The organism is Rhizobium sp. IY2 (assembly GCF_047532935.1).
GTDB lineage: Bacteria > Pseudomonadota > Alphaproteobacteria > Rhizobiales > Rhizobiaceae > Rhizobium > Rhizobium anhuiense.
Map to the genome: position 1 here is coordinate 750,586 of NZ_JBLKNU010000001.1, position 12,138 is coordinate 762,723.

Annotated in this window: 17 protein-coding genes; 6 read left to right on the plus strand and 11 right to left on the minus strand. The window is 60.3% G+C overall.

The genetic code is table 11. From position 1 onward, the window contains the following. Positions 1-11: 11 nt before the first annotated feature. Complete coding sequence (locus tag ACMUVN_RS03630; protein WP_164735915.1) at positions 12-185, minus strand: hypothetical protein; 174 nt, start codon at positions 183-185, stop codon at positions 12-14. A gap of 246 nt (positions 186-431) precedes the next feature. Next, on the minus strand, positions 432-1,643 hold the full coding sequence (locus ACMUVN_RS03635; RefSeq protein ID WP_132573295.1) for an argininosuccinate synthase: 1,212 nt from the start codon (positions 1,641-1,643) through the stop codon (positions 432-434). A 128-nt stretch (positions 1,644-1,771) separates the two neighbouring features. On the opposite strand from ACMUVN_RS03635, the gene ACMUVN_RS03640 reads away from it, so the two are divergent. Next, the gene (locus ACMUVN_RS03640) at positions 1,772-2,239 is read left to right on the plus strand and encodes an Lrp/AsnC family transcriptional regulator (RefSeq protein ID WP_028757501.1); all 468 of its coding nucleotides are present in this window, start codon (positions 1,772-1,774) and stop codon (positions 2,237-2,239) included. Positions 2,240-2,256: 17 nt separating this feature from the next. Here the strand turns inward: ACMUVN_RS03640 and ACMUVN_RS03645 are convergent, their stop codons facing one another. Further along, the gene (locus ACMUVN_RS03645; protein ID WP_132572256.1) at positions 2,257-2,619 is read right to left on the minus strand and encodes a hypothetical protein; all 363 of its coding nucleotides are present in this window, start codon (positions 2,617-2,619) and stop codon (positions 2,257-2,259) included. Between the two features lie 117 nt (positions 2,620-2,736). Then, on the minus strand, positions 2,737-3,576 hold the full coding sequence (locus ACMUVN_RS03650) for an SDR family oxidoreductase (RefSeq protein ID WP_132572253.1): 840 nt from the start codon (positions 3,574-3,576) through the stop codon (positions 2,737-2,739). 131 nt (positions 3,577-3,707) lie between these two features. Here ACMUVN_RS03650 and ACMUVN_RS03655 point away from each other — a divergent pair, with 131 nt between their 5' ends. Continuing rightward, a complete protein-coding gene (locus ACMUVN_RS03655; protein WP_028758907.1) occupies positions 3,708-4,085 on the plus strand; it encodes a winged helix-turn-helix transcriptional regulator in 378 nt (125 codons plus the stop codon). Between the two features lie 36 nt (positions 4,086-4,121). Then, complete coding sequence (locus ACMUVN_RS03660) at positions 4,122-4,943, plus strand: methyltransferase domain-containing protein (protein WP_132572250.1); 822 nt, start codon at positions 4,122-4,124, stop codon at positions 4,941-4,943. A gap of 16 nt (positions 4,944-4,959) precedes the next feature. Here the strand turns inward: ACMUVN_RS03660 and ACMUVN_RS03665 are convergent, their stop codons facing one another. Then, complete coding sequence (locus ACMUVN_RS03665; RefSeq protein WP_028758905.1) at positions 4,960-5,772, minus strand: hypothetical protein; 813 nt, start codon at positions 5,770-5,772, stop codon at positions 4,960-4,962. A gap of 144 nt (positions 5,773-5,916) precedes the next feature. Here ACMUVN_RS03665 and ACMUVN_RS03670 point away from each other — a divergent pair, with 144 nt between their 5' ends. Continuing rightward, positions 5,917-6,792 carry a helix-turn-helix domain-containing GNAT family N-acetyltransferase gene (locus ACMUVN_RS03670; RefSeq protein ID WP_028756390.1) on the plus strand — a complete coding sequence of 292 codons (876 nt, stop codon included), beginning with the start codon at positions 5,917-5,919 and terminating at the stop codon, positions 6,790-6,792. A gap of 102 nt (positions 6,793-6,894) precedes the next feature. On the opposite strand, the gene ACMUVN_RS03675 is transcribed toward ACMUVN_RS03670, so the two are convergent. Then, positions 6,895-7,098, minus strand: coding sequence for a hypothetical protein (locus tag ACMUVN_RS03675; protein ID WP_029868413.1), 204 nt, complete (start codon positions 7,096-7,098; stop codon positions 6,895-6,897). 200 nt (positions 7,099-7,298) lie between these two features. After that, the gene (locus tag ACMUVN_RS03680) at positions 7,299-7,940 is read right to left on the minus strand and encodes a dihydrofolate reductase family protein (RefSeq protein WP_029868414.1); all 642 of its coding nucleotides are present in this window, start codon (positions 7,938-7,940) and stop codon (positions 7,299-7,301) included. Between the two features lie 90 nt (positions 7,941-8,030). Here ACMUVN_RS03680 and ACMUVN_RS03685 point away from each other — a divergent pair, with 90 nt between their 5' ends. Beyond that, on the plus strand, positions 8,031-8,552 hold the full coding sequence (locus tag ACMUVN_RS03685; protein ID WP_028827836.1) for a winged helix-turn-helix transcriptional regulator: 522 nt from the start codon (positions 8,031-8,033) through the stop codon (positions 8,550-8,552). A 15-nt stretch (positions 8,553-8,567) separates the two neighbouring features. Here the strand turns inward: ACMUVN_RS03685 and ACMUVN_RS03690 are convergent, their stop codons facing one another. The 3 genes from ACMUVN_RS03690 to ACMUVN_RS03700 are packed head-to-tail and all read right to left on the minus strand — an operon-like array spanning position 8,568 to position 11,190. Next, positions 8,568-9,371: an ABC transporter permease gene (locus ACMUVN_RS03690; RefSeq protein ID WP_028757566.1), complete on the minus strand. Its 804-nt coding sequence runs from the start codon at positions 9,369-9,371 to the stop codon at positions 8,568-8,570. A gap of 2 nt (positions 9,372-9,373) precedes the next feature. Beyond that, positions 9,374-10,174 carry an ABC transporter permease gene (locus tag ACMUVN_RS03695; RefSeq protein ID WP_028757567.1) on the minus strand — a complete coding sequence of 267 codons (801 nt, stop codon included), beginning with the start codon at positions 10,172-10,174 and terminating at the stop codon, positions 9,374-9,376. After that, complete coding sequence (locus ACMUVN_RS03700; protein WP_047610489.1) at positions 10,171-11,190, minus strand: ATP-binding cassette domain-containing protein; 1,020 nt, start codon at positions 11,188-11,190, stop codon at positions 10,171-10,173. The genes ACMUVN_RS03695 and ACMUVN_RS03700 overlap by 4 nt, the downstream gene beginning before the upstream one ends. A gap of 158 nt (positions 11,191-11,348) precedes the next feature. Between ACMUVN_RS03700 and ACMUVN_RS03705 the strand changes: the two genes are divergently transcribed. Beyond that, on the plus strand, positions 11,349-11,891 hold the full coding sequence (locus ACMUVN_RS03705) for an NADPH-dependent FMN reductase (RefSeq protein ID WP_028757569.1): 543 nt from the start codon (positions 11,349-11,351) through the stop codon (positions 11,889-11,891). 23 nt (positions 11,892-11,914) lie between these two features. On the opposite strand, the gene ACMUVN_RS03710 is transcribed toward ACMUVN_RS03705, so the two are convergent. Then, entirely contained in the window at positions 11,915-12,061 is a 147-nt protein-coding gene (locus ACMUVN_RS03710; protein ID WP_164735916.1) for a hypothetical protein, read from the minus strand. Positions 12,062-12,138 lie beyond the last annotated feature (77 nt).

Here is a 12,138-nt window from a genome sequence, read left to right on the forward strand (position 1 = left end):
CCCCCGATCCCCTACCAAGCCGTACGGGCGGTGCCGAGCGCGGTCGTATGGGAGGATGAGACGTGGGCGACGTTGGCCTTGAGCGACACGACGCAGTTTCCCGGAACGCTTAGCTTGTGCAACGTCAGGTGTTTCAGCAATGTCTCTGGGTCGCGCTTTTCGGTCAGCGGAAATGTCACAGTCATGCGAGTTCTCCAACGAATAAACTGAGCATCCACAAAAAATAATGTCTAAATTCTTTTGCGATGCAACAAGAAAATTTTAACGATAAAATTAAAATCGATTAATTTTCGAGCTGCTGTTTTTAGATCGTTTGAAATTGGGTTCCTCGCTTCTCCGTGGTTTTGACTGCTTCGGCCCCGCCGCGGGGAAAGGTGCCGTAATGTGGGCATTGACCTATCGGCCCATCTGACTGACCTAAGATCGAGCGGTCATCTGCCGTTGCGGGCTGCCCAGCTCCTGAGCCGCAATCCGTTGAGCTTGATGAAGCCTTCGGCATCATGGTGATCGTAGGCGACGGCGCTTTCCTCGAAGGTGACGAGGTCGGCGGAATAGAGTGAGCAAGGGGAGGTGCGAGAGATAACCGAGGCGCTTCCCTTGTAAAGCCTTACCGCCACTTCGCCGCTGACGAAGGCCTGGCTCCGGTCGATCAGGGCCTGCAGCATTTCCCGCTCGGGCGCGAACCAGAAGCCGTTATAGATCAGCTCGGCGTAGCGGGGCATGATCTCATCCTTCAGATGCGCGGCGGCGCGATCGAGCGTGATCGATTCAATGCCGCGATGCGCCGAAAGCAGGATCGTACCTCCCGGCGTCTCGTATATTCCTCTCGACTTCATGCCGATGAAGCGGTTTTCGACCAGATCGAGCCGCCCGACGCCATGCCGGCCGCCCAGTCCGTTGAGTTCGGTCAGCAATGCGGCCGGTGTCATCGCCGTGCCGTTCAGGGAAACCGGATCCCCTGCCTCGAAACCGATGGTGATGATCTCGGGGGCATCGGGAGCATCGACGGGGTCGACCGTGCGCTGATAGATATAATCGGGCGCGACTTGCGCCGGATCTTCGAGAATCTTGCCTTCGGTCGAGGTGTGCAGCAGATTGGCATCGGTCGAGAATGGCGCCTCGCCGCGTTTGTCGCTTGGCACCGGGATCTGATGATTCTCGGCATATTCGAGAAGCTGGGTGCGGGAGCGGATGTTCCATTGGCGCCAGGGAGCAATGACCTTAAGCGACGGATCGAGCGCATTGACGGCCAGTTCGAACCGGATCTGGTCGTTGCCCTTGCCTGTTGCACCGTGGGCAACGGCATCCGCGCCGACTTCCCGGGCTATGCCGACCAGATGCTTGGCGATCAGTGGCCGGGCGATGGAACTGCCGAGCAGATACTGCCCCTCATAGAGCGTGTTGGCCCGCAGCATCGGAAAGACGAAATCGCGGACGAACTCTTCACGCAGATCGAGGATGCGGATGTCCTTGACCCCCGACATCGCAGCCTTGGCTCGCGCCGGCTCGAGCTCCTCGCCCTGGCCGAGATCGGCCGTGAACGTCACGACCTCGCACTCATAGACCTCCTGCAACCATTTGAGAATGATCGATGTATCCAGCCCGCCCGAATAAGCGAGCACGATTTTCTCTATCTTTTTCACCATCAGTCCATCTCCGATTTAATGAGAAGAACGATAGGCCAGTTCGCACGCAATGAGCTTTCAAAGCTTCTTCAAAATTGCAAAAGTTTGGCATATTCTGCCATTCAGAGAATAGCTGGAGCTATGAAATGCCAGGAACGTTGGACCCGATCGATCGCCATATCCTGCGCGTGCTTCAGCGTGACGGGCGTATTTCGAACGTCGATCTGGCGAGGGAGGTCGGGCTGTCGCCTTCGCCGTGCCTGCGACGGGTGCGGCTGCTGGAAGAGGCCGGGATCATCGATCGCTACGTCGCCGTGCTGGACCCTGCCAAGATCGGGGCTGGGCTGACGGTTTTTGCCCGCGTGTGGTTCAAGACCCAGGACGCCGAGGTGACGCTCCGCTTCGGAGAAGCTGTGAGGCGCTTTCCCGAGGTGATGGAATGCTACCTGACCACAGGGGAATGCGATGCCGTGCTTCGGATCGTCACCGCCGATCTGCACAGCTACTGGCGTTTTCAGGCCGACCACCTGACTCGTATTCCGAGCGTGCTCAGCGTCAAGACCGACGTGCCGATGGAAACGCTGAAGCGGAGCTACGAACTGCCGTTGCGATAGGCGTCGTGGCTCGATCCTTATCTCGGGGCGTTCCGCTTCCTTGTCAGCCAGATGAGGCCTGTGACCAGGAGCAGGATCATTACGGCATGGGTGACGTAATCGAGCCTGGTTTGCGGGCCGACGCCGACGGCGATGGTGAAGGCGCCGACGAGAGTGCCGAGGAGGGCGAAGGACTGGGCCGAGATCGCAGCCGCGCGGCTCCACGGTCGGTCAAGGCTGAGCGCGGTCAGGCCGAGAAGGAGGACGGCTGATATCACTGCTTCGGCAATCATCGCCTGCCGGTGTTCATGGCCTTCGAGGACGAGCCCGGCGTGGGTGAGCGAGGCAACGGCATAAAGACAGGTTTCAACCAGGAAGAGGATCGCGATGGCTGGACGCATGGCATGGCTCCCTGGGGAATGTCGTCTGGGGCGGCTGCGGCGGCGATTGCCGGACTTCCTTTTATCATTGCATGGAGGGCAGACGGCGGACACCGCCGTCTGCGACTTTGTTTGCACTTATGCCTTCAGTGCCGCGGCATAATCTGCCGCGTAAGTCTTCAGCGAACGCGGCGCCTTGCCCGTCAGCGTCTCGACATCGCCGGTCACGGCGGCGGTCCAGCCCTGGCGAACCGGATAGAAGATCGAAGCGAGGAAGCTCGCATAGTCGGCCGGCACGCCAGCGCCGGTGAGAATGCCGACGAAGGCTTCGTCCGTGATGGCGTTGTAAGCAACGGGCTTGCCGATGACATCGGAAAGAATGACGGCGGCCTCTGTATAGGACAGGGCTTCCGGACCGGTCAGGTTGAACGCCTTGCCGTCGAAGGCTGAGGAGGTGAGGGCGGCCACCGCGCTTGCCGCGATGTCGCGGGCGTCGATGAAGCTCGACTTGCCTTCGGCGGCCGGAAGCGCGATCTGGCCATGGTCGATGCCGGCCTTCCAGAAGGTATGAAAATTGTCGGCGAACCAGTTCGGACGCAGGATGACGTAGGGTGTTCCTGATTTCTCCAGGGCGATCTCGACTTGGCGATAGGGGATGGAGTCGTCGGCGTCGACGCCGAAAACGCTCTGGAACACGACCTTTACCTTGCGGCTGGCCGCCGCTTCGATGATGGGCAGCAGCAGACCCTTGGCATCGACATAGCCGGAAGGCAGAAGCACATGGGCGCGGTCGACGCCCTCGAAGGCCGGGCCATGGGTTTCCGGCTTGCCATGGTCGAAGACGACGCCCTCGGCGCCCGCCACGGGCTTGCCCGTGCGGGAAGCGGCCTTGACAGCCTCGCCCTTCGCCAGAAGCCCATCCACCACATGCTTGCCGACGGTACCCGTCGCGCCGAGAACGAGAATCTTGTTGCTCATGTCACTCTCCTTGGTATCTATTGGAAACTATCTTACTATTGGATAGATACAGGTAAATACGGATTGGAAAAGAGAGCACTTTTTTGTCACCTGGTTTCCTCCGGGAAACCGCTTCGGGAAGGGAAAAGCAGATGACGGCGATGCAACAGGCCTACAACGTCTATGAGGACCGCTGCCCGACGCGGCTGGTGCTGGACCGGCTGGCGGACAAATGGGCGCTGCTCATTCTCGACCGGCTGGAAGGCGGGCCGGTGCGTTTCAACCACATCCGCCGCGATATCAAGGGTATATCGCAGAAGGTTCTGGCCCAGACGCTGCGGAAGCTGGAGCGCAACGGGCTGATCTCTCGCACCATCTTTCCGACCGTGCCGGTGACCGTCGAATATGCGCTGACGCCGCTGGGGCGCACCCTGACGGATACCGTTTCCGCTCTTGCCCACTGGGCCGAGAAGAATATGGATGCCATTTTTGCGGCACAACGCGCCTATGACGAAACCCACCCCGTTTGATAGCCTGGCTGCCGCATAATTCAAAGGACGCTGTAGATGGAGTCCGCGATGGAAACGGTAAAGCTCGACCGTCGGTTTGGCCGCGAAGCGTTTGGGAATGATCCTGCCAATTATCACCGCGGGCGGCCGCCTTATCCGCAAGCGACATGGATGGCCTTGCGCGAGCGCGCCGGTCTCAAGGCCGGCATCGACATATTGGAGATCGGCGCCGGTTCAGGGTTGGCGACCAGGACGTTGCTCGGCCACCGGCCGCGCAGGCTCGTTGCCGTCGAGCCTGATGGCCGGCTTGCGGACTACCTTCGCGCCTCGATCGACGACGCGCGTCTTGATATCGTGACGGCTCCTTTCGAGACCGCGGATCTCGAGCCTGCCTCCTTCGATCTCGTCGCCGCTGCGACGGCCTTCCATTGGCTTGACCCGATCAATTCGCTGAAAAAGATCCATGATCTGCTCCGGCCGGGCGGAGCCATCGCCCTGTGGTGGAATGTCTTTGGCGATGCCGGCCGGCCGGATGCCTTCCACGACGAAACCCTTCATCTCTTCGCGAATAGCCCGTCCAGCCCGTCGAGCGGCGATGCCGAACGGCTGCCTCACGGGCTGGACGCCGAGGCCCGTGTCGGGGAACTGGCCGCCACTGGCTTCACTGCCGACGCACCGCAATTTCTCCCGTGGACGCTGACGCTCGATCCGCCAGCCGTTCGCAGGCTTTACGCGACTTTTTCCAACGTGACTGCACTGCCGTCGGTGGAGCGTGGCGCACTGCTCGATGCCCTGGAAGACATCGCCGCATCCAGGTTCGGCGGACACGTCGAACGCAATATGACGACGGCGATCTATACGGCGCGCCGGCATTCTTGACGGGTCGGCGAGAGGATCATTCGACCTGGATGTGAATATGGTCGTCGTGGCGGGCGGCGCGGCAGCCTTGAAAGCGGATATGGCTGTCGGTGAACCCAAGCGTGTTCTTGAGATGCGGCTCGATGAAGATCTTCTGCAGGCCGAAGCGCGCCACGCCTTCGCTGGTCAGCCAGGCGATCGCGGCCGATGTGCGCTGTTCCTCGATGCGATAGGCCGGAAACAGAGGCTGCAGCGCATTGAAGTCCCAACGGGTGGTGAGCCAGTCATGACGCCCTTCGCATGGCAGTTCGTCACCGGGATTCGGTTGCTCGAAGGCGAAATAGCCGATCGGCGAGCGGGTGACGCCATTCAGGAAGGCGCCGTCCGCATCCTTGTAATAATATGCGAAGTCGAGTTTTTTCCCGTCGGAATGCGACAGATGCGGAAGCAGCGGAAAGCCATTCATGAAGGGAAAATTCGCATCTAGCGCGACGGTGACGGTGCCTGGGAATTGCTTGTCCATATGGACGGCAAGCGCCTTTGCCAGATCGCGCACGTCTGGGGTGACGTAGTTGCGGTTCAGCAGACAATAGATCGGAGAGCGGACCACGAGCCGGTCCGCGGCACTGGCGACACAGGAGAGGGGAACCCGTCCGAACATCGGTGCGGCAAGGTTCGCGGCGAATGTCGCGCCGGCATAACAAATCAGGAAAATCGCAAGCTTCGCCGGAAATCGCCGTATGTCGAAGATGTGGGATGCGGCGAGAGCGATAAGATAGGCGATGCCGCCGATCTCAGTCAGCAACGTCAGGATGAGGGCGATCAGGAGATGAAGGGCAAAACGGAACACTGAGAGGCCTTGCGGAATGTTGCATTTCCATAGGTGAGGGGATGGTGTTGCGCAAGGTGGCCGTCGGCCGGCGACCGGCCGGAAAATCTGCTTTTTGAGTGCGCAGAATTGACATGATCAATTACCTGACCTAAGTCAGATAATATGGCTTTCGATCCTGTCTCTCGTGTCCGTCGCTTCAACCGTGCCGTCACCTCCGAAGTCGGCGCTCTCGATACCTCTTTCCTCGGACGTGGCCGCCCTTTGGGCGCAGCTCGCGTTCTCAATGCGATCGGCAAGGGCCAATCGGACGTTGCGATGATCCGCGATTATCTCGGTCTCGACTCGGGTCTGATGAGCCGACTGCTGCGCAGTCTGGAAGAGGAGGGGCTCATCGAGACGGTCGCGAACTCGGAGGATGCGCGCCGCCGTATTGTCCGGCTGACCGAAAGCGGCCGTTCCGAGTTTCGGGCTTATGAAGCGCTTTCCAACGCGCAGGCTCAATCTTTTCTGGCACGCCATCGCCGCCCGGAAGAGCTCCTGCGCGCCATGGATATCGTCGCTTCCTCGCTCAGGCGTGACCACATCATTCTCGAGGAGCAAGATCCTCAACACGAGGACGCCAGATATTGTCTGAGTGAATATTATGGCGAACTTGCACGCCGCTTCGAGAAGGGTTTCGATGTCTCGCTTTCTCGCGATCCCGACGCCAAGGATATGATCCGTCCGCGCGGGGCATTCCTGGTGGCCCTGTCAGATCGTCTGCCGATCGGCTGCGTCGGATTGAAGGGCAGTGATGGCGAGGTGGCGGAGATCAAAAGACTGTGGGTCGCGCCCTCCGCGCGCGGCCTCGGGTTGGCAAAACGCCTGATGACGGCTGCCGAGACCATCGCCCGCGAGTTGTCCGTCAAGATCCTGCGTTTGGATACGAATAGTGCGCTGCCCGAGGCAACACAGCTTTATCGCGGAACCGGCTGGAACGAGATCGACCGTTTCAACGACGACCCGTACCCTGACACGTTCTTTGAAAAACGTCTTTAGCTAAGCAAATTCGATCGAGCTGTGCGCCCGCCTCGCGCTTCGAGACCCGTCGCAGCGTTGCTCCTTGCATCTCTCCGGGACGGGTTCGATGGATCGATAATCCTACCGGTGATCCAGCTGCTTCGACAGCTCGGTAAAAAGCCTGTTGCGGTCGCTGTTCATCTGGATGAGATCGACGGCGACGGTGATGGCGCGGTGTCCTTCGATGCTGTCGATGTCTAGTTTCCTCTCGCAGCACCATTGCCGAACAGCATCGGTGACAGTGATGATTTCATCATCGTTAAGGGAAATGAGTGACAGGAGCATTTCCGTGCCCTCCATGAAATGGCAAGAGCACGTATGATCTCTCAAGCGGTCTCGCCGATGTCCGATGGGCCGATGCCCTTTATTTTACGCTCATTCGGGAGCAATGCCACAGCTTTCTTAACACGGTTTGGTCTCGGACCTGGGAACGATTCAGGCAGGCGACCGTCAGAGCGGCGCCTGCCAGGATGGTTTCGGCTCGTTTATTTTGCCATCACGATATGGGTGGCGTGTTCGGTCGTCACATGCTCGACGACGCGGAAGCCCAGCGCCGGGAGGTCGATGCCGGTGAACATCGCTTCGCCCTTGCCGAGCACGACCGGCGAGATGGCGAAATGCAATTCGTCGATCAGGCCGGCCTGCAGATATTGGCGGACTGTGCTGACGCCGCCGCCGATTTTCACATCCTTGCCGCCAGCCGCGGCCTTCGCCTTGGCAAGCGCTTCCTCGATGCCGCCGGTGACGAAGTGAAACGTCGTCCCGCCTTCCATGACGATGGGTTCGCGGGGGTGATGTGTCAGGATAAAGGTCGGTGCGTGATAAGGCGGGTTCGGCCCCCACCAGCCTTTCCAGGCGTCATCCGGCCAATCGCCGCGGATGGGGCCGAACATGTTGCGCCCGAGAATGAAGGCGCCGAAATCGGCCATGCCGCGGGCGGCATAATTTTCATCGACGCCTTCAGAACCGCCGTCCTTTCCGATCATCGCGCGGAAGGTGCGGGTGCGGAAAAACCATTCAAACAGTTCCGTTCCCCGCTTGCCCAGCGGATCGCTCAGGCTCTGCTCCGGCCCGGCGCCGAAACCATCCACGGAAAGGGAAAACGCTGCGACACGCACTTTGGTCATGCTTTCCTCCATCTGATTGCTGTTTGAAACTGGTTGCTTTGTTGCATAAGTGATCCTATATTGCAACCAGTTTTTCGAAGGAGAGAATTGGTGGATATCGAACTGCGGTCGGGCTGCCCGATCAACCTGACGATGGAAGTGCTGGGCGATCGGTGGAGCCTCATCATCATCAGGGACATCATGTTTGGCAACCGCCGTCATTTCCGCGAGCTTCTGACCCATTCGGAGGAGGGGATCGCCTCCAACATACTGGCCGCCAGGTTGAAGCGTCTGCTCTCGCTAGGATTCATCAGCAAGCGGGACGATCCGAGCCACAGCCAGAAAGCAATCTACAGCCTGACGGAGCCGGCGATCCAGCTCGTGCCCGTCTTCGCGATGATCGGCGCCTGGGGACGCCGCCATCTGCCGGTGAGCGAGGAACTGAGCATCCGCGCGCAGCTTCTTGAAGAAGGCGGACCGCCGCTTTGGGACGCGTTCATGGAGGATCTCCGGCAGATCCATATCGTCGATCCGATCGGCGGCGCCAATGGCACCTGCACCTCACCGGTGCTGGCGAAGCTGACCGCGGCATTCCTCGAGGTCCGCGCGAGATCGTCGGCGCAGGCGTCCTGACGCCGGCTGGCCCGATCAGCCGCCGGCACCCTGATATTTGCCGGTGGCGTACCGCCAGTGAGCGATTGCCATCAAGACCCAGATCGGCCCGGCCACAAGCGACACCGGCTCGGCCCAGCCCCCGAGGATCGGGATGGGCTTGCCGAGCAGGGCGCCGACGGGAACGGAACTGGTGAGGGCCAGCGGGACTGCGGTTATGAGGATGAGCTGTATGCCGCCAGGAAAAATATTGAGCGGGTAGCGGGTCAACTCCCAAAAGCCGAAGAAGATCGAGAACAAATGGTTGGACCGCACCCAGATCAGCGCGGTGGCGCCGATCATGGTGATGAGCGCACCCGTCAGCAGCGTTGCGCTGACAAGCGCAGCAATGAAGAATGACGCGGACCAGACCGACCAAACGAAGTCGACCGACAGAACTGCCCAGGCCATCAGCGCCGCTGCGAGGATGATGTGACCGGCGTAGCCGATATTGAGGCCGGAAAAGACCAGATAGGCCCAAGGGCTGAAAGGTTTTACCAGCAGCGTGTCGTAAGTGCCGAGCCGCACCAGTTCTTCGAGCTCGCGCAACTGCACGAAGCTCATCGCAGCGCCGAGCGAATAGGCCAGCAGTTGGAAGCTGAACAACAGTGCAAGCTCCGGCCAGGTCCAGCCGCCGAGCGTGTCGAAGCGGGCAAGCAGGATTCCGATGGTGGCGAAGACGCTGCCATAGGAGAGTATCTGCGCAAGACGGTCGAGCCAGAAAGCGCCGCGATATTCCATCTTGGAGCGGACGTGCATCCGCACCAGCAGCGGCAGGACGCGCAGGTGATGCATCAGCATGATCAACCTCCCTGCACGGTGATACGGCTGGAAGCGCGGCGCCACAGCCAAAGGACGCCGGCGAGGAACAAGGCGGCCCAGCCGAGCCCCAGGCCGAGATGAAGCCAGATCTCGGGCGTGGAAAGCCTGCCGAGATAGACGGCATTGGGGTAATAGACGATCCAGGCAAAGGGCAGGTGGCGGGCAATCATGGCCAGAGGTTCGGGGAAGAACCAGAAGGGCACCAGCACGCCTGAGAACAGTTGCAGCAGGGCGCCCAGGATCCAGTCCAGCGAGAAGCTGGTCATCAGCCAGAAAGCGACGAGGCCGAAAAGCGCTGATATCAGGAACAGCAGCGCAAAGGACAGCGCCCAGAAGGCGATGAACATCACGGCATGGAACGGGCTTACGGGCGGCAGCATGCCGTAAAACAAGGCGGTGAAGGCGACGGTCGGGATGACCTGCGTTGCCAGGCGGTAGAGAAAGCTGCCGCATTCGTTGGCGAAGAGATAGAGAGGATAGGACAAGGGCTTGAGTAACCAGATCGCGACATCGCCTGTTTTGAGCGACCGGCCGATCTCGCCGATGATCCTTTCTGGGCGGGTTGCGCCCATCACGGCGCCGCCGAGCAGGGCATAGGTCACCATCTGCTGCAGGGAGACCCCCTCGACCACGATTGCGCCGACGCCGGCATAGGCCGCCTGCCAGATGGCGACACGAGCAAAGACCTGCACGAGTTTGCCGAAGATGTTGGCCCATACTTCGTTGCGGTAGGCGAGTTGCGAATGGAACGAACTGCGCGCAAAGGCGAAATAGGCGCTCATGATGCCCGGGCCTTGGCATTGCTACGCTGGTCGGCGTTGCGGCGCTGGTAGAAGGTGCGGATGACCTCTTCGATGTCGGGCTCGTGCAGCGCCACGTCCTTGAGACCGCGCCCGCTGCCGACCTCCGACAGGATTGCGACCAGCGAGATGTCTTCATGCTCGATGAGATAGTTCTTGCGCAAGCCCTCGTCGCTGACGAGGGCCGCGGTGCGCAACGGCAGCGGTCCAGGGTCGCTGGCAAATTCAAGCGTCAGCCGCCGGGCAGAGCCCAATGCCGCACGCAGGCTCCTCAACTCGCCGTCGAAGATGAGCCTGCTATGATCGACCATGATCAGCCGCGGGCAGATGGTTTCGATGTCCTGAAGGTCATGGGTGGTGAGAATGATGGTGACGCCGCGCTCGCGGTTGATCTCGGCGAGGAAGCGCCGCACCGCATCCTTGGCGACCACATCAAGCCCGATTGTGGGTTCGTCGAGAAAGAGGATCTTGGGATCATGCAGCAGCGACATCACGATCTCGGCGCGCATGCGTTGGCCGAGGCTGAGCTGGCGCACCGCGCGGTCGAGAAAGGGCGTGAGATCGAGCAATTCGCTGAATCGCCGGAGATTGTCCGCGTAGCGGGCGGCTGGGATATCATAGATGCGCTGGTGCAAGGTAAAACTGTCGACCAGCGGCAGATCCCACCACAGCTGGCTGCGCTGGCCAAAAACAACTCCGATCTCGCGCGCATTGTCCATCCGCTTGAGATGCGGCGTGCGTCCGAGCACCGAGAGCGTGCCGGCACTCGGCACCAGAATGCCGGTCATCATTTTGATCATCGTGGATTTGCCGGCGCCATTGGGGCCGAGATAACCAACGGCCTCGCCTGCCGTGATGTCGAAACCAATGTCGGAAACGGCCAGAACTTCGGTATATTCGTTGGTCACCAACGTCTTCAGGGCGCCCAGCAGGCCCGGAAATCTCTTGTGCTGCCGGAAGCGTTTGCTGACGCCCCGTGCCTCGATCAAAGCCGTCATGTGTATTTCCTCGAGGGTAATTCCCGCCGATTCGGCAGCAGTACTCAGGCTAACGCGAGGCTTGGCTAGTTCAAGCAAAAGTCGCTTTTTTGGCGTTACTCAATCGATCCTAGCCTTTTGCGTTGACAGCCATGATCGATCGATTCCTGTTAGGGGCCATGAAGATTCTCGCCATATCCGGCAGCGCCCGGCGCAATTCCACCAATACATCGATGCTGCGGGCGGTGCGCGCCGTTGCGCCAGATGAGACCGAAATTGCGATCTTCGATGGCGTGGGAGGTTTGCCGGTATTTTCGCCCGATCTCGAGGGGGAATTTCTGCCGGCGGCGGTGCGGGATTTCATCGAGGCGATCGCTCAGAGCGACGGGGTGATCATTGCCAGCCCGGAATATGTGCGATCCATCCCCGGCGGGCTGAAGAATGCGATCGACTGGCTGGTATCGGGAGATGAGATCGTCCATAAGCCGATCGCGCTGCTGCACGCATCGCATCGCGGCGACGACATGCTGGCCGGTCTTCGCACGATCCTTGCGACCATCACCGACCGGTTCGCCGGCGATATTTTCCTCCGGCTTCCTCTGATGAAACTGGAGCCGGCCGATGTGCTCAGGACCGTCGAAACCGCGGAGAACCGTTCCAGGGTGCAAGCCTATCTTCAGGCGTTCTCGGCCTATTGCATGGCAGGCAGCGAGACCGCCTGAGGTTCGCTCGCTCGCTCGCACGCTCATCGCACCTCCATCAGGAGACCGCTCTCGAAGGCTGCCTTTTCGTGAAGCGTGTGCAGTATCACGAGGGGCGCTGCGAGCAGCGCGGCGAGGAGGAAGGCGGAAAGGAAGTGTCTCGTCAGGAGACGTAGGATAGGTCGGATCATCTTGATCTCCAGCTGCCGCGAATATTCTTTGTGCTGGACTTCAACAATTGCAGCAGCATGACCGGCTGCCTTGCAAG